This window comes from Rhodococcus sp. USK10, assembly GCF_019378875.1.
Taxonomy (GTDB): Bacteria; Actinomycetota; Actinomycetes; order Mycobacteriales; family Mycobacteriaceae; genus Rhodococcus_F; species Rhodococcus_F pseudokoreensis.
Genome location: NZ_CP076048.1, coordinates 4,161,023 through 4,183,599 on the forward strand (window position 1 = coordinate 4,161,023; position 22,577 = coordinate 4,183,599).

The 22,577-nt window shown below is 66.2% G+C and carries 20 protein-coding genes and 1 pseudogene; 14 read left to right on the top strand and 7 right to left on the bottom strand.

The window, feature by feature from the left end; all coding sequences use genetic code 11:
• Nucleotides 1-540: 540 nt before the first annotated feature.
• Genes I1A62_RS26115 through I1A62_RS26125 form a run of 3 tightly spaced genes read left to right on the top strand, consistent with a single transcriptional unit; the run spans nucleotide 541 to nucleotide 2,422 of the window.
• The gene (locus I1A62_RS26115) at nucleotides 541-930 is read left to right on the top strand and encodes a helix-turn-helix transcriptional regulator (RefSeq protein WP_219461027.1); all 390 of its coding nucleotides are present in this window, start codon (nucleotides 541-543) and stop codon (nucleotides 928-930) included.
• Nucleotides 927-2,018 carry an ACR3 family arsenite efflux transporter gene (gene arsB, locus I1A62_RS26120; protein WP_219461029.1) on the top strand — a complete coding sequence of 364 codons (1,092 nt, stop codon included), beginning with the start codon at nucleotides 927-929 and terminating at the stop codon, nucleotides 2,016-2,018. The genes I1A62_RS26115 and arsB overlap by 4 nt, the downstream gene beginning before the upstream one ends.
• Nucleotides 2,015-2,422, top strand: a complete 408-nt coding sequence (locus I1A62_RS26125; RefSeq protein WP_124396469.1) for an arsenate reductase ArsC — start codon at nucleotides 2,015-2,017, stop codon at nucleotides 2,420-2,422. The genes arsB and I1A62_RS26125 overlap by 4 nt, the downstream gene beginning before the upstream one ends.
• 22 nt (nucleotides 2,423-2,444) lie before the next feature.
• On the opposite strand, the gene I1A62_RS26130 is transcribed toward I1A62_RS26125, so the two are convergent.
• From I1A62_RS26130 to I1A62_RS26140, 3 genes are all read right to left on the bottom strand, one after another.
• Nucleotides 2,445-4,109, bottom strand: a complete 1,665-nt coding sequence (locus I1A62_RS26130) for an FAD-dependent monooxygenase (protein ID WP_219461030.1) — start codon at nucleotides 4,107-4,109, stop codon at nucleotides 2,445-2,447.
• Between the two features lie 36 nt (nucleotides 4,110-4,145).
• Complete coding sequence (locus I1A62_RS26135; protein ID WP_219461032.1) at nucleotides 4,146-5,108, bottom strand: MBL fold metallo-hydrolase; 963 nt, start codon at nucleotides 5,106-5,108, stop codon at nucleotides 4,146-4,148.
• A gap of 187 nt (nucleotides 5,109-5,295) precedes the next feature.
• Nucleotides 5,296-6,351, bottom strand: coding sequence for a YeiH family protein (locus I1A62_RS26140; RefSeq protein WP_219461034.1), 1,056 nt, complete (start codon nucleotides 6,349-6,351; stop codon nucleotides 5,296-5,298).
• A gap of 101 nt (nucleotides 6,352-6,452) precedes the next feature.
• Here I1A62_RS26140 and I1A62_RS26145 point away from each other — a divergent pair, with 101 nt between their 5' ends.
• The gene (locus I1A62_RS26145; protein ID WP_219461035.1) at nucleotides 6,453-7,358 is read left to right on the top strand and encodes a LysR family transcriptional regulator; all 906 of its coding nucleotides are present in this window, start codon (nucleotides 6,453-6,455) and stop codon (nucleotides 7,356-7,358) included.
• A 6-nt stretch (nucleotides 7,359-7,364) separates the two neighbouring features.
• Here I1A62_RS26145 and I1A62_RS26150 read toward each other — a convergent pair whose 3' ends face one another.
• From I1A62_RS26150 to I1A62_RS26160, 3 genes are all read right to left on the bottom strand, one after another.
• The gene (locus tag I1A62_RS26150; protein WP_219461037.1) at nucleotides 7,365-8,096 is read right to left on the bottom strand and encodes a sulfite exporter TauE/SafE family protein; all 732 of its coding nucleotides are present in this window, start codon (nucleotides 8,094-8,096) and stop codon (nucleotides 7,365-7,367) included.
• Nucleotides 8,097-8,145: 49 nt separating this feature from the next.
• A complete protein-coding gene (locus I1A62_RS26155; protein ID WP_219461431.1) occupies nucleotides 8,146-9,174 on the bottom strand; it encodes a phosphotransacetylase in 1,029 nt (342 codons plus the stop codon).
• Nucleotides 9,175-9,263: 89 nt separating this feature from the next.
• Nucleotides 9,264-10,634 (bottom strand): aspartate aminotransferase family protein, encoded by a 1,371-nt coding sequence (locus I1A62_RS26160; RefSeq protein ID WP_192582056.1) that lies wholly within the window; start codon nucleotides 10,632-10,634, stop codon nucleotides 9,264-9,266.
• A gap of 219 nt (nucleotides 10,635-10,853) precedes the next feature.
• On the opposite strand from I1A62_RS26160, the gene ald reads away from it, so the two are divergent.
• From ald to I1A62_RS26200, 8 genes are all read left to right on the top strand, one after another.
• Nucleotides 10,854-11,975: an alanine dehydrogenase gene (gene ald, locus I1A62_RS26165; protein WP_124394876.1), complete on the top strand. Its 1,122-nt coding sequence runs from the start codon at nucleotides 10,854-10,856 to the stop codon at nucleotides 11,973-11,975.
• A 103-nt stretch (nucleotides 11,976-12,078) separates the two neighbouring features.
• Nucleotides 12,079-13,548: a PLP-dependent aminotransferase family protein gene (locus I1A62_RS26170; protein WP_124394875.1), complete on the top strand. Its 1,470-nt coding sequence runs from the start codon at nucleotides 12,079-12,081 to the stop codon at nucleotides 13,546-13,548.
• A 312-nt stretch (nucleotides 13,549-13,860) separates the two neighbouring features.
• A complete protein-coding gene (locus tag I1A62_RS26175) occupies nucleotides 13,861-14,466 on the top strand; it encodes a dihydrofolate reductase family protein (RefSeq protein ID WP_124394874.1) in 606 nt (201 codons plus the stop codon).
• Between the two features lie 384 nt (nucleotides 14,467-14,850).
• Nucleotides 14,851-15,102 carry a hypothetical protein gene (locus I1A62_RS26180; protein WP_257890931.1) on the top strand — a complete coding sequence of 84 codons (252 nt, stop codon included), beginning with the start codon at nucleotides 14,851-14,853 and terminating at the stop codon, nucleotides 15,100-15,102.
• Between the two features lie 183 nt (nucleotides 15,103-15,285).
• Nucleotides 15,286-16,044, top strand: coding sequence for a ParA family protein (locus I1A62_RS26185; RefSeq protein WP_219461040.1), 759 nt, complete (start codon nucleotides 15,286-15,288; stop codon nucleotides 16,042-16,044).
• On the top strand, nucleotides 16,044-16,556 hold the full coding sequence (locus I1A62_RS26190) for a hypothetical protein (protein WP_219461042.1): 513 nt from the start codon (nucleotides 16,044-16,046) through the stop codon (nucleotides 16,554-16,556). Before I1A62_RS26185 ends, I1A62_RS26190 begins: the two co-directional genes overlap by 1 nt.
• Nucleotides 16,557-16,949: 393 nt before the next feature.
• Nucleotides 16,950-18,491 carry an alpha/beta fold hydrolase gene (locus I1A62_RS26195; protein ID WP_257890932.1) on the top strand — a complete coding sequence of 514 codons (1,542 nt, stop codon included), beginning with the start codon at nucleotides 16,950-16,952 and terminating at the stop codon, nucleotides 18,489-18,491.
• The gene (locus tag I1A62_RS26200) at nucleotides 18,491-20,044 is read left to right on the top strand and encodes a serine hydrolase (protein ID WP_219461043.1); all 1,554 of its coding nucleotides are present in this window, start codon (nucleotides 18,491-18,493) and stop codon (nucleotides 20,042-20,044) included. Before I1A62_RS26195 ends, I1A62_RS26200 begins: the two co-directional genes overlap by 1 nt.
• A gap of 90 nt (nucleotides 20,045-20,134) precedes the next feature.
• Here I1A62_RS26200 and I1A62_RS26205 read toward each other — a convergent pair whose 3' ends face one another.
• On the bottom strand, nucleotides 20,135-20,698 hold the full coding sequence (locus I1A62_RS26205) for a dihydrofolate reductase family protein (protein ID WP_219461046.1): 564 nt from the start codon (nucleotides 20,696-20,698) through the stop codon (nucleotides 20,135-20,137).
• 251 nt (nucleotides 20,699-20,949) lie between these two features.
• Here I1A62_RS26205 and I1A62_RS26210 point away from each other — a divergent pair.
• Together I1A62_RS26210 and I1A62_RS26215 are read left to right on the top strand one after the other, a co-directional pair.
• Nucleotides 20,950-21,483 (top strand): annotated as a pseudogene (locus I1A62_RS26210) (dihydrofolate reductase family protein).
• Nucleotides 21,484-21,700: 217 nt separating this feature from the next.
• Nucleotides 21,701-22,462, top strand: coding sequence for a TnsA-like heteromeric transposase endonuclease subunit (locus I1A62_RS26215; protein WP_219461047.1), 762 nt, complete (start codon nucleotides 21,701-21,703; stop codon nucleotides 22,460-22,462).
• Nucleotides 22,463-22,577: the final 115 nt, after the last annotated feature.

The following is a 22,577-nucleotide window of genomic DNA, read 5'->3' on the forward strand; positions in this document are numbered from 1 at the left end:
CGCAGAGTATCTGTTGTTTCAAACCATCTGGTCGGGATTTTTCTTTGCCGAAAAGAGGGGGATTGCTGGAGATGTCAGCGCGGGCGCGAGTTCGGAATCAAAGAGCGCTCCACTGGGAGTTCCCTTGTTCACCGGATCGCGCTGACTAACCCTGAAGGACTTTGATGCGCCCGGGACTCGGCCCTTGCGTGCGAAAAGGCAAGTACATGCAGTGCGCTGTTCGCTGGCGACGGCTTGTTGCGTTCGTGACGGTCAGTCGGAAGCGGCTGCGCTGTAATCACTTTGATAACGGGGGGGCTTGGTTACCCATGCGCCCATCCCGTCTCGGAAGGATTCCCATGAAGGGCCGCAATGCTTCACGCGTCGCTCTTGTCGCGGCACGCGCCGCGATCGTCGGTACGGCTGTAGGTGTTCCCTCTGCCGGGACTCAGAGAGCCTCAATGGATGGATCGGCCCAGCGTAGGTTCGCGAGACCGTACACACCAGCAGCGCATCGCCTGCTGGGTTGCCCATTGATTCGATACCTGTCAATATCGGCATATGTCGAATCAAAGTTCGGAGAGCGGTGCCTGCTGCTCACCGCTGGCACGCGCGCCGTTGACCGAGGACTGGGCCGGCGATCTGGCGCGGATGTTCAAGGCGCTCGGTGACCCGGTCCGCCTGCGCCTGCTGTCGCTGATCGCGTCCCATGCCGGGGGCGAGGCGTGCGTGTGCGACATCTCCGCGTCGTTCGACCTGTCCCAGCCCACCATCTCCCACCACCTGAAGGTGCTGCGCCAGACCGGACTGCTGGACTGCGAACGCCGCGGCACCTGGGTCTACTACTGGGTGATCCCCTCGGCGCTGCAGCAACTGTCTGCCGTGCTGCTCACCGAGGGCGGGCCGGTGGTCCCGTCCGAGGCCTGCACCGCGACGGAGGTGCCGGCATGAGTGAGGTCGCCACCGAACACCACCACCCGGCCGTCGTAGGCAAACTCTCCACCCTCGACCGGTTCCTGCCGGTGTGGATCGGCGTCGCCATGGTCGCCGGGCTGTTGTTGGGCCGGATGATCCCCGGCCTCGGCGACACCCTGAGCGCCGTCGAGATCGACGGCATCTCGCTGCCGATCGCCCTCGGCCTGCTCATCATGATGTACCCGGTGCTGGCGAAGGTCCGCTACGACCGACTCGACACCATCACCGGCGATCGCCGCTTGCTGATCGGTTCCCTGCTACTGAACTGGGTCCTCGGCCCGGCGCTGATGTTCACCCTCGCCTGGCTGCTGCTGCCGGACCTGCCCGAATACCGCACCGGCCTGATCATCGTCGGCCTGGCCCGCTGCATCGCCATGGTCATCATCTGGAACGACCTCGCCTGCGGCGACCGCGAGGCCGCCGCCGTCCTGGTCGCGATCAACTCGGTGTTCCAGGTGATCATGTTCGCCGCCCTGGGCTGGTTCTACCTGTCGGTGCTGCCCGGCTGGCTGGGTCTCGAGCAGACCACCATCGACACCTCGCCGTGGCAGATCGCGAAGTCGGTGCTCATCTTCCTGGGCATCCCCCTGCTCGCCGGCTACCTCACCCGCCGTTTCGGGGAAAGGGCCAAGGGCCGCGAATGGTACGAGTCGTCATTCCTTCCCCGCATCGGACCGTTGGCGCTGTACGGCCTGCTGTTCACGATCGTGATCCTCTTCGCCCTCCAGGGCGACCAGATCACCTCCCAGCCGCTCGATGTCGTCCGGATCGCGATCCCGTTGCTGGCGTACTTCGCGATCATGTGGGGCGGCGGCTACGCCCTCGGCGCCGTCATGGGCCTGGGCTACGAACGCACCACCACCCTGGCGTTCACCGCCTCCGGCAACAACTTCGAACTCGCCATCGCCGTCGCCATCGCCACCTACGGCGCCACCTCCGGGCAGGCCCTCGCCGGTGTCGTCGGACCGCTGATCGAGGTCCCCGTCCTCGTCGGCCTGGTCTACGTCTCGCTCGCGCTGCGCTCCCGGTTCCGCACATCCGCCACGGAAGGTTCGCTCTCATGACCACGCCCAGCGTGTTGTTCGTCTGCGTCCACAACGCCGGCCGCTCCCAGATGGCCGCGGGATTTCTCGCCCAACTCGCCGGTGATCGGATCGAGGTCCGCTCCGCGGGGTCCGCCCCAGCCGATCAGGTGAACCCGGCCGCCGTCGCCGCGATGGCCGAACTGGGCATCGACATCGCCGACCAGTCCCCGAAGGTCCTCACCGTCGACGCCGTGCAGGCCTCCGACGTCGTCATCACCATGGGCTGCGGCGACACTTGCCCTGTCTTCCCCGGCACGAGCTACCGGGACTGGGCGCTCGACGATCCGGCCGGGCAGGGCGTCGACGCCGTACGACCGATCCGCGACGAGATCAAGGCGCGGGTCGAGGCCCTGATCGCCGAACTGGTCCCCGTCGCGCATTGACGGGAAGCATCCGTCTGCGCTCTCAACGCGCAGCTGTTGCGAAAACTCGATCTGGATCCGGAACGGCTGGCACGGAGTTGATCACGTCGGCGACGGGTTCGGTGATCCTGTGCAGAGCGGACACCAGACCGTCGACGGTGCCGGTGACGGCCGCGACGTAGGCGTCGGGGCGGATGACCCACACCTCGCCGGGCTTCGCGTCCAGCGCGGCGGTGAGGGCACCGGTGGTGTCGATCTCCGACAGCCGGACCAGACGGATCGGTGTGTGCACCGCGCCGAGGGCCGCCGTGCGGATCTCGTCGGCGTCCACACCGTCACCGAGCAGCAGCAGGATGCCGTTCCTGGCGATGTCGCGGAGCCGGGTGCCGCCACCGTCGCGCAGCGTCACCGGGGTGTCGGGCACGAGGATTCCCGGCGCCGCGGCCGGTGTGCATCCACGATCCGGGCGCCCGGCGAAGATCCGTCCCGGATCGTCTGTGGTCAAGGGTGATTCGACGTACCAGAACGGCTCGGCGAGGCGGCCGCTGTCGACCTGAGCCCGAGCCTGCGGATCGGTGACCGCCGCGGTGAGCACGTCGCGGCGGTGCCGGTGCTGCTCGTCCGACTGCGGGACGAGGAAGTCCATCGTCGCCGTCGTGACGGCGATGTTCTCGACCGCCGCCGCGTGCCGCTCGGTGTGATACGTCTCGAGCAGCGACTCGTCCGCCCAGCCGCGCAGCACGAATGCCAGTTTCCAGGCGGCGTTCTCGGCGTCGGCGACACCGGAATTCAGACCGCGGGCGCCGAACGGGGACACGATGTGCGCGGCGTCGCCGGCGAGCAGCACCCGGTCGACGCGCATCCGGTTCGCCACCCGGGAGTGGAAGCGGTACACCGATTTCCACACGATGCGGTAGTCGGTGTCGCCGATGATCTTCCGGATCCGCTCGTCCAGCGCCCCCGACCGCTCCTCGGCCTCGAGGTCGTAGTCGCCGGGCACCTGCCAGTCGATGCGGAACGTGGAATCGGGGCACGGGTGGATGAGCACCTGCCTGCCCGGGTTCCACTCGGGGTCGAAGTAGAAGCGGCGCTCGTCGGCCCAGCCGGGGATGTCGGCGGCGATGTCGCAGATGAGGAACTTGTCGTCGAACGAGCGGCCGTCGAACGTGACCCCCAGCTGCTGCCGGATCGTGCTGCCCCGCGACCCCACCGCCACCACGGCGTAGTCGGACTCGACCACCCGGTCACCGTCGTCCGTGCGGCACGTGATGGTCACGCCGGTCTCGTCCTGGTCGACGGACGTCGCCTCGTGTCCCCACCGGACGTCGATCGTGGGTGTGGCCGCGATCCGCTCGTCGAGCAGCTCCTCCGTGCGGGCCTGCGAGATGTTGACGAACGGCGGGAACGACGAGATGCCGCGGTCGACGAACGTCTGCGCGAACAGCTCGTGGTCGCGGTGGAACGTGCGGGCGCACCCCCACGTCACACCCTCGTCGGCCAGCTGACGGCCGACGCCGATCGCGTCCCACACCTCGAGGACGTCCCGCTGCTGGCAGATGGCCTTCGACCCGATCGGATCGCGTTCGGCCCGGGCGTCGAGCAACGTGACCGGTATGCCCCAGCGCGCCAGCAGCAGCGCCGTCGTCTGCCCCACCGGGCCGTTGCCCACGACGGTGACCGTGCCGCCTCGGGTGTGTCGTCTTCCCATGATCCTCGCCTTGTCAGTGTGAAACGGTGACGGATGTCAGCCCTGCAACTGGTCCCAGACCTCGCGGTCGCGCTCGGCGGTCCAGATGACGGGCCGTTCGATGCCGGAGAGTTCGTCCCACACGCGGGAGACGTCGAACGGGAGGCAGTGCTCGAAGATCGGCCAGTGCCCGTACTGCTCGTTCAGTGCGGCGTGGGTGGCTTCGAACGCCTCCTTCAGGGTGCCGCCGCGCTGCTGCACCGCCCCGACCTCGGCGAGCATGACCTCGATGAAGTGGCGGGTCTGCTCGATCGCGGCGTCGACGGCCTCCCGGCCGTGGGAGACGGCGCCGCGTCCGCCGATCAGGACCTCGGCGCCCAGTGCCTTGATGGCGTCGAGGGTGCCGGTCGACCAGTCGCGGTGGAACGCGTCGCCGGTGTAGAGCGCGGCCTGCGCCTCCACGAGGTCGCCGGCGAAGAGGATCTTCTGCTTCGGCAGCCACGCGGTGATGTCGCCTTCGGTGTGCCCGCGGCCGAAGTGCTGGAGCACCAGGTCGCCGCGTCCGCCGCCGAGGTCGATGGTCAGCTTGTCGGCGAACGTCAGGGTGGGCCACGTCAGTCCGGGCACCGAGTCGGCGGCCTTCGCGAGGCGCGGCATACGACCGAATTCGCTTGCCCAGTCTTCCTTTCCACGCTCCTCGATGAGAGCACGGGTGGTCTCGTGCGACACGATGGTCTCCGCGTCGAACGCGGACGCACCGAGCACGCGGACGGCGTGGTAGTGCGAGAGCACCAGGTAGCGGACAGGCTTGTCGGTGTGTTCGCGCAGCTTGCGCAACCAGTCCTGAGCGGCCACCGGGGTGGCGAGCGCCTCGAAGCAGACGACGAAGTCCTCGCCCTCGATGGCGCCGATGTTGGGATCGCCCTCGGCCGTCAGCGCGTACACGCCGTCGGCGAGAACTTCCAGGGTCTGTTCCTTCTCGCCGAGGTCGGCCGAGGACGCGAAGCTTGTCGGGCTCATGCGATGCACCTAACTAATCAAAGGTTTGATTGATGGTGACCACAGTAACCCGGCTCACAAAATAATGAAAGCCTTGATCAAAATTTGTCCGGGATTTCTCCGTCCCTTCTGCAACGAACGGGACACTCGTTGCGTCAGATGCAACGAGCGTCCCGTTCGTCGTGGAAGAGGAGCGGTGGGGACGTGCTCACCCCGCGAGCAGCACGCCGACCAGCGCGATCGAGGCCACCCAGACGGTGGAGATCGTGGCGAGGACGAAGGGGCGGGCGCCGACCTTCTTGATGGTGGCGATCTGGACGCCGGCGCCGAGGGCGAACATCGCGGCGGTGAGGAGCGCGGTCTGCAGGATCTTGGCGTCGGCGAGCAGACCTGCGGGCAGCAGGCCGGAGGACCGCAGGCCGACGCAGGCGAGGAACGCGACGACGAACAGCGGGACGAGCGGCGGGCGCTTCACGTCTGCGTCGTCACCGGCGAGGGAGCGCTGCCGCACGCTGAGCACGGCCATGACCGGTGCGAGCATGAGGACGCGGGCCAGCTTGACCACCGCGGCGACGCCGAGGGCAGCACCGCCGATCGCTCCACCGGCCGCGACGACCTGCGCGACCTCGTGGATCGACCCGCCCGCCCACAGGCCGGCGTCGGTGTCCGAGAGTCCGAGCGCCCGCGACAGCAGGGGGATCGCGGGGATCATGAGGGTGCCGAAGATGACGACGAGTGCGACCGCGGTGATCACCTCTTCCTCGTCGGCGTCCACGACTCCGTCCACCGCCGCGACCGCGGCCGCACCGCAGATCGAGAACCCGCAGGCGATGAGCAGGCGTTGCGTCCAGCTGAGGCCGAGCAGTTTGCCGACGAACATCGTGCCGACGATGCCCAGACAGACGATCGAGACGACCACGACGATGACGCCCCAGCCGAGTCCGAGGATGTCGCTCAACATCAACTGCAGGCCGAGGAGGGCGATTCCGACCCGGAGCAGTTTCTTGGCGGAGAATTGCAGTCCCGGACGGAGGCGCTCGGGCAGGCGTGCGACGTTCGACAGTACGGCGCCGAGCACGATGGCGATCAACAGGGGGCTCACCGTCGGCAGGAACCGGCCGATGCCCATCGCGAGGGCGGTGGCCGCGGCGCACAGCGCCAGGCCCGGAAGGACAGTGGCCGTGGCGGTCTGCAGTCGCGGCAGCGTTCCCGCGCTCTCGACGCGCTGTTCCTCGGACTTCGATTCGCTCAGTTGACTGCTCATGCTCCTACGGTCCGTCATTGCGGCACTGTGCGATAGCCGTCATTTCGGCATGAACACATATCAATCAGATATGTCTTGCGTAGTGGTCATATACTCGACGTATGTCCCGCAAATGGCCGGAGTTTCCGGTGCTCGAATTACTCGTCGGAGTCGACGACCACGGAAGCCTCAGCGCTGCCGCCAGACTCGCGGGAATGGCACAACCGAACGCGAGTCGCGCCATCAAGCAGCTCGAGCGCCAGTTCGGCATGAGCCTGTTGCAGCGCAGCCCGACGGGTTCGATCCTGACGCCGCAGGGCACGGTGATCGCGCACTGGGCGCGCCGGGTGCTGTCCGATGCGGGCAGGCTGCTCGATGTGGCCGAGGGGCTGCGCGCGGAACGTTCGGCCGAGTTGACGGTGGGCGCCAGCATGACGGTGGCGGAACATCTGATGCCGGGGTGGCTGGGACAGTTTCGCCGGTTGCATCCCGACGTCACCATTCACTTACAGGTGCACAACTCGACTCAGGTGTTCGAGCGCATCGACAACAGGATCTGCGATGTCGGGTTCGTCGAATCGCCGACGGTGCCGCGTCCGTTGAAGAGTCTCACGGTGGCCCGCGACCGACTGGTCGTCGTCGTCCACCCCACCCATCCGTGGGCGCGGCGCCGAAAAGCACTGTCCGTCAGCGAGTTGGCGGTGACGCCGCTCCTGGTCCGGGAACCGGGATCGGGCACCCGGACCACGCTCGACGTGGCGTTGCAGGAATACGAACGGGCGGCACCGCTTCTCGAACTGGGCAGCGCCGCCGCGATTCGTACCAGCGTGCTGGCCGGGGTCGGGCCGGCGGTGATGAGTACCCTCGCGGTCGCGGAACAGGTCGCCGCCGGGGAGCTGAAGGTGATCGACGTCGAGGGCCTCGAACTCGACCGGGTTCTTCGGGCCGTGTGGCGGGGCGCGCGTCAGCTCGACGGTCCCGCAGGCGAACTGGTGCGTCTGGTCCGCCGGGTCGGGGCCGAGAACTGAGCGCGCTCAGCCGAGGAGGAACGTTGCCGCGCCGGCGGCGATCACCAGCACGATGACGGCGGACCGAAACACGCCCGGCGGCAGTCGCCTGGCGATCGCCAGTCCGGCGACGTTGCCGATCACCGCCGCCGTCACGAAGATCGGGAGGCGCGGCCAGAACATCGACTCCGTGATCTCGTCGTGGAACCACAGGACACCGAGCGCCATCACGTTGGCGACGATGAAATAGCCTGCGAGATCGGCGATGAACGCCAGCGGTGGCAACCGCGCGCGCATCAGCAACAACACCGGCGGCGGTCCGTTGAGGGACGTCGTGGTGCCCAGATAGCCGCCCACGGAGCCGGTGAGGACGTGCGCGGTGGTGGAGGGGGTCCGGGTGGTGTGCGTCCGGGTCGGGAGTGCCATCGCGACCCCGCACAGCATGACGACGACTCCTGCAGCCGGCTTCAGATACTGTTCCGGCACCAGTCCGAGGGTGACCGCACCCAGCCAGGCGCCGGGCAGACTGCCCCCACCGAGCAGTGCCACCCGTCCCCAGCTGATGTGTTCGCGCAGGTGATACGCCGCGCCGATGCGGGTGATCAGCCCGGCGACGAGATTGACGAATACCACTTCGGGAACGGCGAATCCGATCATCAGCATCACCGGCGTCGCGATCAGGGCCGTCCCGAACCCGGTCGCCCCTCCGATGACCGAGGCGATGCCGATGCACAGGGCACCCACGAGGAGCATCGTCATCGCGACTCCCTTCTCGATCCGGTGGCACGGTCCCGTGCCGGTCCGCCGCTCAGATGGCGAGGGATTGGACTGCGCTCACCAGCGCCATCAATTCGATGTCGTTGCCGGTGCATCCGCGGGACAGGTCGTTCCACGGTGCGGCCAATCCTTGCAGGATGGGTCCCAAGGCTATTGCACCACCGAGCCGCTGGGCAATTTTGTACCCGATGTTGCCGGCGTCGAGGTTCGGGAACACCAGGACGTTCGCGCGGCCGGCGACCCGTGACCCGGGCGCCTTGGACGCGCCGATCTCGGCGACCAGCGCGGCGTCGAACTGCAGGTCTCCGTCCACGTGCAACTGCGGGTCACGGACGCGCACCCGTTCCGCGGCCTCGCGGACCTTCTCCACGCGCGGATGACTGGCGCTGCCCTGGGTGCTGAACGACAGCATCGCCGCGATCGGGGCCTGCTCGGTGAGCTGGAAATGGGTGGCGCCGGCGGCGAGCGCGATGTCGACCAGTTCCTCGACCGTCGGGTCGGGGACGACGGCGCAATCGGAGAACGTCAACTGCCTGCCGTCCGGCAGCAACATCAGGAATGAGCTCGACAGGATGCTCGAACCCGGGGCGAGCCCGACGATGCGCAGTCCGGCGCGCAGTACGTCGGACGTGGGTCTGCTCGCACCCGCGACTCCGGCATCGACCACCCCGGCGCGCACTGCCGCCGCGGCCAGGCACACCGGATCCGACAGCGCCGACTCGATCCGGTCGGGATACTTCGCGAATCCCGATGCAACGGCAACACGGATCGCGGGATCGGTGGCGGCCTCGTCCAGGTCGACGACGAGTTCCTCTGCCAGCGGAATGCCCGCGGCCTCGGCGGTGCGCCGGATGACGTCCCGCCGCCCGAACAGGCGCGGAGCGACGACACATTTGTGGTGCAGATGGTGCGCCGCACGGATCGCACGCCCGTCCTCTCCGTCCGCGAGCGCGACGGTCCGGTTGCGGCCGCTCAGGGTGGCGGTCCAGTGGTCGATCAGAGACGAATCATTCAGTCGTGCAGCGTCGGTGGGTGGTGCAGTGGTGGCGCCCGGGGCCATGGCCTCGCTCTCCCGTCGATACGAAGAGGGGTGGCGGTCGTCGATCACGACGACCGCCACCCGCTGGAACTCGGGGAAGGTGCCCTTCCCTACGGCTGGATTGCCTTCTCGATGTCGGTGAGCATGCTGTCGATGCCGTGCAGCAGTTCCGAGAGCACCTCGTCGTCGGCGACGAGCGGCGGCGAGATCATCAGCATCGTGGCACCGCGGTCGTCGCCGCGGAGGATCACCTTGGTGCGGGCGAACGCCTCCGGCAGCACTTTGCGCAGCACCGTCAGCGACTCCTGCTCGGTGAACTCGCGACCGCTGTCGCTGTCCGCCATCAGTTCGATCGCGTAGAAGAATCCGGTGCCGCGGACGTCCTTCACGCAGCGGTGCGAGCGCATCAGCGAATCGAGTGCCGACTTCAGCTTCGGTCCGCGTGCGCTGACGTTGCCGAGGACGTTCTCGTCGCGCATCGCGGTGATGTTCGCGACCGCCACCGCCGTCGACACCGGGTGTCCGCCCCACGTCGCGCCGTGGGTGAACACGCCGCCCTTGGGCGAGTCGTAGAGCTCACGAACCAGCTGCTCACGCACGATCAGGCCACCGAGCGGGGCGTATCCGGAGGTGGAGCCCTTCGCGAACGTGATCATGTCCGGAACCACACCGGTGAGTCCGTGTCCGAACCAGTGCCCGAGGCGGCCGAACGAGCAGATCACCTCGTCGGAGACCAGCAGGATCCCGTGCTTGTCGCACAGTGCGCGCAACGCGGCCCAGTAGCCGTCCGGCGGGACCAGCGCGCCGCGGCCGTTCTGGACCGGCTCGGCGAACACGGCGGCAATGGTCTCGGCGCCCTCTTCCTCGATGACGGCTTCGATCGCGGCGATGCAGTCGAGTTCGTTCGCCGGGCCGCAGTCGCCGAGGTAACCGAGCGTGTTGGGTACGGAGCGGACGCCGGGCAGCAGCGGGCCGAACGGATCCTTGATCTTGGGCAGCTGCGTCACCGAGAGGGCGCCGAGAGTAGTTCCGTGGTAGGCCATCTCACGGCTGATGATCTTGGTTCGCTGTGGGTTGCCCTGGCTGCGGTGGTACTGCCGGGCGAACTTGACGGCAGTCTCCACGGCCTCGGAACCCGAGTTGACGAAGAACGTCGTCCCGAGGTCACCGGGCGCCAGATCGGCGATCAGCGCGGACGCCTCGATCGCGGGAATGTGGGCGCTGCCCCAGTTGGACGCGTACGCCAGCGTCCCGATCTGCTCGCTCGCCGCCTTCGCGATGTCGTCGCGGCCGTGACCGATGTTCACGCAGAACAGACCTGCCAGACCGTCGAGAAAACGGTCTCCCTCGGTGTCGATCAGATAGCTACCCTCACCCCGGACGAACACCGGAAAGTCGCTTTCCCAGGTGTCCTTGCGGGTGAAATGAGGTCCGAGGTGCCGGCGGGCCCGTGCTCGCAATTCGGTGACGTCCACGACCATCTCCTTCGTTGTCGATTGGCTGTGATCCACAACATACCGACGAGGCGGACCGCAGGTCAGAACCAGAAGCGCGGTATTCGATGGGTCCAGACTGGTCCCCGTAGACGGTCCCCAACTGGTCCTTCTGGTCCCATGCCAGAGTGATCCAGACTTCGGTATCGCTCGGCACCACGGCATGTGGCCGGAGCGGCGAACAGCCCCAGCTAACGGAGGTCTCAGATGAGGATCGGTATCCCCAAGGAAGTCAAGAACCACGAGTACCGGGTGGCGGCCACTCCCGCCGGTGTCCACGAGATGGTTGCCCACGGGCACGACGTGTTCGTGGAACGCGGTGCGGGGGAGGGCTCGTCGATCGGCGACGACGCCTACGGCGCAGCCGGCGCGAAGATCCTCGACAGCGCCGACGCCGTGTGGCAGAGCGCGGAACTTCTGCTGAAGGTCAAGGAGCCCATCGCGGAGGAATACCACCGGATGCGTTCGGACCTCACGCTGTTCACCTACCTGCATCTCGCCGCCGGCGAGGAGTGCACCCGGGCCCTGCTCGCTGCCGGTACGAATTCGGTTGCGTACGAGACCGTTCAGCTTCCCGACGGTTCGCTGCCCCTGCTGTTCCCGATGAGTGAGGTAGCCGGCCGGCTCGCTCCCCTCGTCGGTGCGCAGGCACTCATGCGCCCGGAGGGTGGCCGGGGTGTGCTGATCGGCGGCGTGTCCGGGGTGTCCCCGGCGCGGGTCGTCGTGATCGGTGCCGGCGTATCGGGCATGAACGCCGTCGCCGTCGCCGCAGGCACCTGGGCCGACGTCGTGCTGTTCGACAAGAACGTCGACAAGCTGCGCGCGGCCGACCGCATGTACCAGGGCCGGATCCGGACCCTCGCCGCCAACGCCTACTCCATCGAGCAGGAGGTCATGCAGGCCGACCTCGTCATCGGCGCCGTGCTCGTCCCGGGCGCCAAGGCACCGAAGATCATCTCGAACTCGCTGGTCTCACGGATGAAGCCGGGCAGCGTGCTCGTCGACATCGCGATCGACCAGGGTGGTTGCTTCGAGGACTCGCGGCCCACCACCCACGCGGACCCCACATTCAAGGTCCACGACTCGGTGTTCTACTGCGTGGCGAACATGCCGGGAGCGGTGCCCCACACGTCGACGTACGCGCTCACCAACGTGACCCTGCCGTACACGCTGCAGATCGCGGAGAAGGGCCTGGCCCGCGCGGCCCGGGAGAACGCCGCACTCCGCGCCGGCGTCAGCACGATCTCCGGACGCCTCACCAACGACGCCGTCGGTGCCGCACTCGGCATCGAGTCGATCGGCGTCGACGAAGCGCTCAACCTCGTTTGATATCGTCGCCGGCCCGGCATACTGAGAAGTGCTCGTTCGAGAACTTCTCGGCGTGCCGGGTCGGCCCACACCTGGCCACCTTTGGATCCACAGGAGGCGATGCGTGCCGAGAACACTGATCGAGATCGACCGCAATTCCGCCGAACCGCTCTACCGGCAGGTTCGACGGGCGATCGAACACGGCATCGCCAACGGGCTGTTCGATCCACGCCACCGCCTCCCCAGTTCACGGGAACTGGCGGTCGATCTCGCGATCTCCCGGAACACGATCAACCTGGCCTATCAGGAACTGATCGCCGAGGGACTCGTTCAAAGCCACCAGCGCTCGGGCATGTTCGTCAATCCCGACATGATCGAGACGCTCGCATCCGACGCCCGCGCGACCATCCCGCGCATCGACTGGTCGTCCCGCATCCGGCGGTACCCCGACGCCGACGTTCCGCACATCGAGAAGAACCTCGACTGGCACAGCTACCCGTACCCGTTCCTGGCCGGGCAGATCGACATCCGCAGCTTCCCGGCCCGCGCGTGGGTCCGGTGCCTGCGCGACGCGCTGTACCAGCCGCATGCCTACGCCAGCCTGCAGGACAGCGTCGGCGCGGACGACCCCATGCTGATCGACATGATCCGCCAGCACCTGCTGCCGTCGCGCGGCATCGAGGCCGGTGCCGACGAGGTACTCGTCACCGTCGGTTCCCAGCAGGGACTGGACCTCGTCGGCCGCGTGCTCCTCGGACCCGAACACCGCGTCGCGATCGAGAACCCCGGCTACCTCGACGCGCGACACATCTTCCTGCGCACCGGCGCTCAGGTGTACGGCATCGACGTCGACGCGCACGGCCTGCGCCCGCCGGAGACGCTGCGCGGCACCGACCTGATGTATCTGACCCCGAGCCATCACCATCCGACCAACGTGACGCTCGGCATCGACCGCAGGCAGCGTCTACTGCAGCTCGCCGCGGAATCCGGCACCGTGATCGTCGAGGACGACTACGACAGCGAGTTCCGCTATCACGGCAGCCCCAGCCCGGCGCTCAAGGCACTCGACTCCAGCGGCGACGCCGTGTACCTCGGCACGTTCTCGAAATTCCTGGCCCCGGGTCTGCGCCTCGGCTACCTCGTCGGACCCGCGGATCTGGTGCGTGAGCTGCGCAAAGCCCGCCGGTACGTACTGCGCCACCCACCCGGTCATCAGCAGCGGGCACTGGCGATGCTCATCGACAGCGGCGAATATCACCGCGCGCTGCGCCATCACCGCACCCAGATGAAACATAAATGGGAACGCCTGTGCGCGGCCGTCGACAAGTACCTCCCCTGGTCGCAGGAGCCGTACCCGCCCGGCGGGGTCAGCCTGTGGATGACCGGTCCGGAGAACCTCGACTGCCGGGTGCTCGCGCGGGAGGCCGAGGCCCGCGGCGTCCTCATCGAACGCGGCGACATCTTCTTCACCCAGCCGGTACCGCCGCGCAACCACTTTCGCATCGGCTACGGGGCGATTCCCCTGCGCTCCATCGAGGAAGGCATCGCCCTCCTCGGTCAGGCGTGCCAGGCAAGTTTCCGCTCTGGCAGGTAGACCCCGACAACACCAGCGTCCCGGCCGCACCATTTGACTAACGATGGCCGGCACGTCCCGAAAGTCGGCCGTTGCCGGAACGAGCTGCGCCGCAGAGGTCCCGATAGCTCCATCCGGTGACGAATCCCGAATCGGGGCGACGAACGGGACATCAGACGATCTGCTCTGGATAGTTGTGCGCTGTTTTGGGTGTCTCCCATTCGACGGTTTCTGATCCATGGCCGACCTATCATCGAAACAACCCAACGGACCCGATGAGTTCGTCGCCCGCGGCCGGTCCACACTCGTAACACCCGAGGAAAGGACACCGCCATGTCAGAACTTCTCGTCGACTTCATCACCTCCCTCGACGGCAACGCATCGGGAGAGGGCTGGCCCGGGTTCTGGGGCCTCGAGGGCCCGGAGTACCTCGCTTGGCTCGGCGAGCAGCCCGAGGTCACCTACCTCATGGGAGCGAACACCTACCGCCTGATGTCAGGCTTCGCCGCCGGCGAGGTCCCGAATGGCCAAGACAAGTTCAGGGCCGAAGAAGAGGCGTCCGTCGACGAGCTCACGCAAGCGTCCAAGGTGGTGTTCTCCTCCTCGCTCGAGGAGCCACTGACGTGGGCCAACTCCACGCTCGTCCGCGACGACGCCGTCGAGACGGTCCGCGCCATGAAGGCGAGTGGCTCGGGGCTCCTCAGCACGATCGGCAGCCTCAGCCTGTGCCGGTCCCTGCTACGGGCCGGACTCGTCGACCGCTTCCGAGTCGTGATGTTCCCGGTGATCACCGGGGCGACGGGCGCAGAACGCATCTACGACGGCTACCCGGACGTCGCCCTCGAGATGATCGAGCACCGGACCTTCGACGGCCGCATCCAGCTGGTCGAGTACAAGCCACGCGTGCTCGACCACCCGCCGCTCGGCGCCCCTGCGTGACGTTGCCCCGTCCGCAGGTGTCAAACGCCACCGCCCGCCGCCTCTTCCAACTGGTCGAACCGATCGCGGTCGTCACGTACCTGACGCCTGAGCCCACCGAAGCAGCAATGGCACACCGAAACGTGGAACCTGCAAGACGCTGTTCCGGAGCACTCTCACAGCCCCCTTGGCGGCTTACTTCCGGTTTTTGCGCGGTTGGTGACGAGAATTCCGCTTCCCGCACCGCCTTCCGGGAAACCGGTAGGTCAACGTGATCCGCCGCGGTCCGTATTTCCTGTTGTCGAGTTCTCGGGCACTGCAAGCGATGCCCGGCCGCGAGAAATTCCGGGGGGGGTGCGGTGTGGCGGTTAGGTCGTTCGACTTTCTGGTCCCAGAATTGCGGGTATGGCCGAGATCGTTACTTCCCGCCGCCGGGGGCGGCCCAGTAAGGGAACCCGTGCTGTGGTCAAGGCGCTGGTGCCTCCGGAGCTCAAGGAAGCAGCTGCCAGCGCCGCGAAGGCGTATGGCATGACCGCGAACGACTACATCGCAGCGCTTATCGCGGCCGACACCGGCCTGACCGAGCTGCTGGCTTCGATTCAGGAGAAGCAGACCGCGACACAACGATCCGCGGAATCCTGCAGATCGGGACCGTGACGGATCACCGGTCTGGGCAGTGTGTGGCGACCTGTGTGCTCGTCGCGATAGTGACAGTAGATCGTCCGCCGTCAGCGATGATCGCAGGACTTCGCCGGAACGAGAAACGTCAACGCGACACTGAACACCCCCGACGGATCAGTGCACGTTACGGCACTATTTATTGCACGAAGGGACAGGCCCATGACCCGCACCATCGCGGTGGTCAACCACAAAGGTGGTTCCACCAAAACCACGAGCACCGTCAATCTCGCCCAGGCCCTCGTCGAAGCCGGCTACACCGTCCGTGTTGTCGACCTCGACCCGCAATGCAACGCCACCACCTGGCTCGGTGCCACGCCCGAGGCCGTCGACAACGATGTCCTGTCGGTGCTCATGATGGTGGCGAGCATCGAGGATGCCACCACCATCACCGCGTCCGGGATCCACCTCGTTCCTGCCACCAAGGAACTCGATTCCGTCGGGCCCTACTTCCTCAAGAAGCCCGGTGCGCACGGCGTCCTGCGTAAAGCCCTCGCCGACGCCCCCGATGTCGACTTCAACCTCCTCGACTGCCCCGGAGACTTCGACCACCTGACCATCAGCGCACTCGTCGCCTGCACCGACGTGCTCGCCGCTGTCATGACGGGAGCGATGGAGCTCGAAGCGCTCATGCGGATCGAGAACTACATCAGCGAGCAGGTCGAGCTGCTCAACCCCACCGCGCGGCTCAACCACATTCTGTGTGGCCGCGTCGAACTCGGCCAGATCATCGACCAGCAGGTCCTCGCCGCGCTCCGCGAGACCTACCCCGATCAGACGATGCGCACCATCATCCCGAAGTCGGTCCGTGTCAGCGAAAGTTACAGCGCCGAAGAACCCGTCGTCAGGTGGGCACCATCGTCGTCGGCGGCACGCGCCTACCGCGACGCCGCCCGAGAACTCGTCGAAAGGATGTCCTGATGACCGCGACACGTAAACCCGGCCTCGCCAGCAACCCCCTCGACCGCCGTCCCCAGCCTCGCGCAGGCGCCCATCAGGTCGGGACGTGCTCGAGAACTCGTCGGAAGGATCTCCTGATCAACGTGACCCGTGAGCCCGGCCTCGTCAACGGCCCCGTCGAACGCAAGCGGCGGCTGCCGAACCTCGTCGAGCAGGGCGTGGACGTCGCACGAGAAGCGGCCACCAACGACGGAACCCAGCCGGGGCCGGTGGCCGTCGACGAGGAAACGACCACCACGCGGGTACCCGCGGACAAGACGCTGGAATCGATCTACATCAACCGCGCCAAGGTCGAAGGCGGCAAGAATGCCGTCGCCGCGATCGGCCACATCGCCGGCGCCCCCGACAGTTGGTCCGACCTCGTCGACGAGGCCCTCGCCCGCTACCTCGCCGTTCTCGAACGCGAATACAACGATGGCGAACCCTTCCCGCCGCGCAACGCAGAACGCGTCCGGGGATCACGCATCAACTAGCCCGCCCAGGCGATCGGTACGCTCAGTTCCACATGGTCTCAGGCGCATTCGTGACGCCGAGAGCGTGCCCGCCGGGACGTATCGTTGAGGTAATGACAGGCAAGGCTTTCCGACTGGTCGATATTGGGTGAACCGATGGATATCGAATCGGGGGGTCTGCGAATGCGAGTCCGCCACGACAACGGCCACACCCACGCCGACAGCAAACTCGACGCCCTCACCAAGGCGACGGCGGTCCTCACCGAGGTATCGAGGCCGATTTCAGCGGCCGGTGTGGCCGCTTCGCCGGTAACGGCGCTCCCAATGCTATGGGTGTGCCAGGATTTATCCGAGTAGATACTCGGACCGAGCCCGGACACAAGGTTCGGGCGGTCGCCATTCAGGGTGGTTGACATGCGGTTTGTGAACCAGATAACGGCGATTGTGTTTGTCTCGATTCTCGTCAGCTCAGCGTGTGGCAGCAATTCCGATCCGTCCGGTTCGCCACCGACGACTGTGGCTCATCCGCCGGCGGAGCTTGTCGAGGGTCCGTGCGCGCAGACGCCAAATCCGGTCCCACTGCTGGAGAATGCTCGCTGCGGGGAATTGGTGGTACCGGTGAACCGCACCAGAGAAGACAGCGGATCCTTGCGGTTGGCAGTTGCGATCGTTCCGTCGGAAACGCAGCCGCCGGCCAAGGCTCCGATCGTCTTTCTCATGGGCGGGCCCGGTCAGGATGCGGTCACGGACCCGCCGGTCAACCCGGACGTGCCGCTGAACCGTGATCGCGATCTGATCCTGATGGGACAGCGCGGCAACATCACGTCCAGCTCGCCGTTGCCCTGCCCGGAGATTTTCGAGTTCTTTGCCCACCGGATCGGAATGGCGTGGAACGCTGAGTCCACACGGGATGCGTACGTAGAAGCGGTGAAGGGCTGCCACGACCGCCTCGCTCCCACCGTTGACCTCTCGGCCTTCAATTCGACCGAGAGCACCTATGACCTGATTGACTTACGCAAGGCACTCGGCCTCGAGAAGTGGAATGTGTTCTCCCACTCTTACGGTACCGACCTGGCGCTGATCTACATGCGTCAAGACGCCGACGCTATCGAGTCGATCGCGTTCGACGGAGTGACGCCTCCATCGGTTGGTGCCCTGGGGTGGACCTGGGCCAGCGCTCGCCAAGCATTCGACAACATGGTCACGGCGTGCGAGGACCAGCCGGCATGCAAAGAGCGCTATCCCGACCTGGGGGCAACGTTCATCCGGCTGGTCAATGAGCTTGAAGCGAAGCCCATCACCACGACGGTCAACGTTGAGGGTGTAGGAGAGACGAAGGTTGTCGTCGACGGCGGAATGCTGCTGAACTGGTTTGTTCCCGTGGCTACCCATCTACCGAAAGAGTTCCCATCAACGGTCGATGAGCTCGCACACGGGAATGCGCAGCCCATTGCGTCGCGGTGGGCCGAGGTGTGGGGGCATCCGGAGAGGGGCGTCCTCCATTGGGGACTCACCCTGAGCATTTGGTGCCGTGAATGGATCCCGTTCGAGACCGTCGAGCAGTCACTGCAACAGGCGGAACAGGAATTCCCTGAACTCCCGGAGTCCGTTCGGGCCCAGGCGCCACAGCTGCCGTTCCTGCGCGACGCCTGCGAGGTGTGGGACGTGCCGACGGCCCCTGACTCGATCCGGGACATCACCGTCAGTGGCATCCCGTCGCTTGTGCTGTCGGGTACCTACGACGGGCAGACCGGAGCGGTGTGGGGCGACTACATCGCGAAGGATCTCTCGCAGTCCATAGTCGCGGTAGTGCCCGGAGCTGCACACGGTGTGTATGCAGAGCCACCGTGCGGAGCCGAGATAATCGCGTCGTTTTTCGACAATCCGGAGAAGCCGGACACATCCTGCACGGACACGACGCCACTGCCGGCATACGACATTCTCCCGCCACGCTGATGACGACCGAGGTGTTCGCCGTCGGTGGCCCCGAGTTGTCGCGCCGGGCGGTGCTTGGCGGGGCGGTCGCCGGGTTGACGGTTCTCGTGTCGCCGGCATGTTCGTCGAAGGAGTCGACCACCACAGCCACGAGCGTCCCGGCGAACGCGAAGGAAGCATTCAACGAGCTCGACGCCAAGATCGACAAAGCGATGCGGGACTACGCGATCCCCGGGGTTGCGGTCGGCGTCATTACCGACGGTGACGAGTACATCAAGGGGTACGGGGTCACCAATGTCGACCACCCGACCCCGGTGGACGGCGACACCCTGTTCCGGATCGGCTCCACGACGAAGACGTTCACCGGAACGACCGTGATGCGCCTCGTCGACGAGGGCAAAATCGACCTGGAGGCACCGATACGCCAGTATCTGCCCGATTTCGCGGTCGCCGATCCAGACGCCAGCGCCACGGCGACGGTGCGACAACTGCTCAACCACACCTCGGGTTGGCTCGGTGACGACCTCCAGGACTTCGGTCGAGGTGACGACGCGATAACCAAGTTCGTGGCGTCGATGACCCGGCTCCCACAAAAGACCCCGCCGGGCACGGTCTTCGCCTACAACAATGCGGGGTTGGTTGTGGCCGGGCGGATCGTCGAGGCCGTGACCGGATCGGTCTACGAGGACGCCGTCCAGAAGATGCTGCTGGACCCGCTCGAGTTGAGTCACACCCGCTTCTTCTCGGACCAGATAATCGGCCAAAATATCGCAGCCTCACACAACGTCGACGACGGAAAAGCCGTTGTGGACCCGGGCTTCTGGTTCTTCTCGCGCAGTTGCAACCCGACCGGATCGTTGATTTCCAGCGTGCGGGATCAGGTGCGCTACGCGCGCTTCCACCTCGGCGACGGCACAACACCCAACGGAGATCGGTTGATGAGCAAAGACTCGCTCATCGCCATGCGTTCGAATCCAGGCGTCGGCGGCACACTTCAGGTCGAACTCACCGGCGTGGGAGTGACATGGATGCTGCGGCCGTCCGCGGAGAACGAGACGATCGTCCAACACGGCGGGACCTGGGCGGGTCAACGATCCGGGTTCTTCATGGTGCCCAGCCGTAACTTCGCCATGACCGTGCTCACCAATTCCGAGGGTGGAGGGAAACTGCTCAACGAACTGTTCGCCGAGGACTGGTCGCTTCGCCGCTTCGCCGGAATCAGTAACCTGCCCGCGACGCCCCAGAAGTTGAGCACGGCCGAGTTGGCGCCCTACGAGGGGGCGTATGCCACCGACGACATCGATCAATCGGGCACCCTGGGGACCGTCGTGATCCACTTCCGCAGCAAAGACAGCCAGCTCGTCGGCAACATGAGCGACGCCCCGGATGGCACCTACCTACCGGATGAGCAGACAGTCCCGAATCTCGGTCTTGCGCTGTACAAGACCGACTATGGGCTCGACCTTGGCCCCGACCTCGAACCCACCGGCACCCGATCCAACTTCGTTCGGGGGTCCGATGGGAATGTCGCCTGGTTCAGCAACCACGGACGGCTCTACCGGCACCTGCAGTAAATAGCCGAACTACCCCGGGGACGCCGGTGGCGCAATGCGAAATTTGAATCAGTGCCGGCCCGAAGCCCACGCCGATCCAAGGGTGGGTACTCAGCGCCTGGTCTCGTACCTGGTCAGGACCACGCCGTCAGGGAACGTCCCGGTCTCCACCAGGGTCAGGTTCACCCAGTTGTCCAGGGCCGCAAAGAACGGCGTACCGCCACCTACCAGGACCGGGTGGGTGACGATCGTGTACTCGTCGATCAGCCCATCACGCATGGCCACTGCGGCGAGGGTGGCGCCGCCGATTTCCATGGGGCCGCCGTCCTCGGCCTCGAGCCGGGCAATCTCGGTGACCGCGTCGCCGGTGACCAGGCGGGTGTTCCAGTCGACCATGCTGGTCGTCGAGGAGAACACCACCTTCGGCATGTCCCGCCAGCGGCGGGCGAACTCGATCTCCGCCGGTGTGGCACCCGGCTGCTGGTCGGCGGTCGGCCAGTGGGAGCTCATCGTCTCCCACAGTTTGCGCCCGTACAGCGCTGTGCCTGTCGCCCTCACCCGGTCGGACCACCACTGGAACAGCTCGTCGCTCGGCACACTCCAGCCGAGGTCGTCGCCGGGTGCGGCAATGTAGCCGTCCAGGCTCACGTTCATGGCGAAGGTCAGTTTCCGCATGGTCTCAGCCTCCCGTGAGTCGGTACTCGGTGCACAGACCAGCACGGCGCGAAAAAATCATCGGTCAGGCCACACCGAGGGCAGTTTCACCACGCCAAGCGGATGTGTGTACGGAGTCCGGCGGCAGTTCCTGCGCGAACATCCCGGCCACGTGCTGGACAGCTGGCCGCGGCCGGCCGATTGATTTCTTACAAGAGCGACAGCTCACGACACGCTAAATTTGGGTGCACCCCAAAGCAAAAGAGAGCCCCGTGGGCAAGGTGGTCATGTACAGCTCGGTGTCGGTGGACGGCTTCGTCGCGGACGAGAATGACCAGCCCGGACCGCTGTTCGACTGGTTGTCCAGCGGTGACGTCCCGTTGGACGAGAGCGGCGAGGTGAAGGTGTCGCAGACGTCCTACGATTACACCCGGCCGTACTGGGACCAGATCGGGGCGACACTCGTCGGCCGCCACGTCTTCGACATGACGGACGGCTGGGACGGGAAGCCTCCTGGCGGGATCGACCACGTGGTCGTCGTGACGCACCGGCCGCAGCCCGAGGGCTGAGACCCCGAGGCGCCGTTTCACTTCGTCGACGGCGTCGAGGTCGCCGCTGGCGACGTCGGTGGCCAGGTGCTTGCCGCGGGCCTGGTCGACGAGGTGCGCATGGACGTCGTACCCGTCGTGTTCGGGTCCGGCAAGCGCTACTTCGGGTCGGTCCACGCGTAGCACCTGTTGGAGGATCCTGACGTGGTGATTCAGGGCAAACGGGTGCTTCACCTGCGCTATCGGGTGCGCCGTTGACCGATCTGAGCGGGTACGCGGATTTGTACGGGGTTGGTGCTGTAAAAAAACATTTACGCAACGTATCGCTTAAAAGTGCTGGTGAGCATACCTTTTGCTCTGCAGAGGTGTCCTCGCTCAGTGTTTCTGTCGGAATTCCACTCAAGTTGCTGCATTGCCCGCGACACGCTCGAGATAGTTGTCAGGGTTCGGAACTCTCGGCTTCTACGCTGTGGGTGTGCCGGTCTGCTCCGCGGCGTCTGCGCGTCCACGGGTCGGCGGCGAGACGGTCACCTATCTCCCCGCCGGCGGGAATGCCGCGCTCGCGGTGTCGACGGATGAGTTGTGGACGATCGACTTCGAGCACGTTCAGCCGGTGCGCTCGTGTCCCTCATTCAAGGGGATGAGGAGTTTCGCCGGGGAATGGTGGTGTGCAACCACGGGGCGTCACGTGACGTTCGAGTCGTGGGTTGAGCGGGACTTCCTCGTCGAGGCGGACTTCGATTCCCAAATCTGTGGGATCGCCGCACAACCGTTCCGGCTCGAGTACCCCGGCGGTGGTGAGCGGCGTCGAGCACACACACCGGATTTCTTCCTGCGGTCGGCGGACGGTGGTGGCGTCGTCGTCGATGTGCGCCCGGACGATCGAATCGGACCCGACGACGTGACGGCGTTCGAGGCCACCGCCCGGGTGTGTGACAAGGTCGGCTGGACCTATCGCCGGATCGGCGAGCAGCCATCGGTGCGGGCCGCGAATCTGCGCTGGCTCGCCGGGTATCGGCACGATCGAGTGGTTGCCGACGGCATCGCGAACGCGCTCGTCACCGCGGTGTCCAGCACGACCGGTATGCCGATCCACATGTTGGCGGACGCGGCTGGCGAGCGAATCATCGTGCTGCCGACTCTGTTTCACCTCCTGTGGCGTCAACGGCTGCACGCCGACCTCGCCGACAGACCGCTGACGCTCGATACTGTCGTCAGAGCCGGTGATGCGGCGTGACCGCGACGGCCCAACTGCGGCTGGGCGACCTCGTGCGGGTCAGCGACATGGCCTACGAGTTGGTCGGAATCGACGGGTACGTCGCCATGCTCGCTGCCGCTGACGGCCGCACCAC

Bases quoted from the DNA above. Each gene is read 5' to 3' on its own strand.
- I1A62_RS26130 (WP_219461030.1), bottom strand. From the start codon at position 4,109: ATGGGAAGACGACACACCCGAGGCGGCACGGTCACCGTCGTGGGCAAC.
- I1A62_RS26125 (WP_124396469.1), top strand. From the start codon at position 2,015: ATGACCACGCCCAGCGTGTTGTTCGTCTGCGTCCACAACGCCGGCCGC.
- I1A62_RS26140 (WP_219461034.1), bottom strand. From the start codon at position 6,351: ATGAGCAGTCAACTGAGCGAATCGAAGTCCGAGGAACAGCGCGTCGAG.
- arsB (WP_219461029.1), top strand. From the start codon at position 927: ATGAGTGAGGTCGCCACCGAACACCACCACCCGGCCGTCGTAGGCAAA.
- I1A62_RS26200 (WP_219461043.1), top strand. From the start codon at position 18,491: ATGACGACCGAGGTGTTCGCCGTCGGTGGCCCCGAGTTGTCGCGCCGG.
- I1A62_RS26205 (WP_219461046.1), bottom strand. From the start codon at position 20,698: ATGCGGAAACTGACCTTCGCCATGAACGTGAGCCTGGACGGCTACATT.
- I1A62_RS26155 (WP_219461431.1), bottom strand. From the start codon at position 9,174: ATGGCCCCGGGCGCCACCACTGCACCACCCACCGACGCTGCACGACTG.
- ald (WP_124394876.1), top strand. From the start codon at position 10,854: ATGAGGATCGGTATCCCCAAGGAAGTCAAGAACCACGAGTACCGGGTG.
- I1A62_RS26180 (WP_257890931.1), top strand. From the start codon at position 14,851: ATGGCCGAGATCGTTACTTCCCGCCGCCGGGGGCGGCCCAGTAAGGGA.
- I1A62_RS26115 (WP_219461027.1), top strand. From the start codon at position 541: ATGTCGAATCAAAGTTCGGAGAGCGGTGCCTGCTGCTCACCGCTGGCA.
- I1A62_RS26195 (WP_257890932.1), top strand. From the start codon at position 16,950: ATGCGGTTTGTGAACCAGATAACGGCGATTGTGTTTGTCTCGATTCTC.
- I1A62_RS26190 (WP_219461042.1), top strand. From the start codon at position 16,044: ATGACCGCGACACGTAAACCCGGCCTCGCCAGCAACCCCCTCGACCGC.
- I1A62_RS26150 (WP_219461037.1), bottom strand. From the start codon at position 8,096: ATGACGATGCTCCTCGTGGGTGCCCTGTGCATCGGCATCGCCTCGGTC.
- I1A62_RS26145 (WP_219461035.1), top strand. From the start codon at position 6,453: ATGTCCCGCAAATGGCCGGAGTTTCCGGTGCTCGAATTACTCGTCGGA.
- I1A62_RS26160 (WP_192582056.1), bottom strand. From the start codon at position 10,634: ATGGTCGTGGACGTCACCGAATTGCGAGCACGGGCCCGCCGGCACCTC.
- I1A62_RS26185 (WP_219461040.1), top strand. From the start codon at position 15,286: ATGACCCGCACCATCGCGGTGGTCAACCACAAAGGTGGTTCCACCAAA.
- I1A62_RS26135 (WP_219461032.1), bottom strand. From the start codon at position 5,108: ATGAGCCCGACAAGCTTCGCGTCCTCGGCCGACCTCGGCGAGAAGGAA.
- I1A62_RS26175 (WP_124394874.1), top strand. From the start codon at position 13,861: ATGTCAGAACTTCTCGTCGACTTCATCACCTCCCTCGACGGCAACGCA.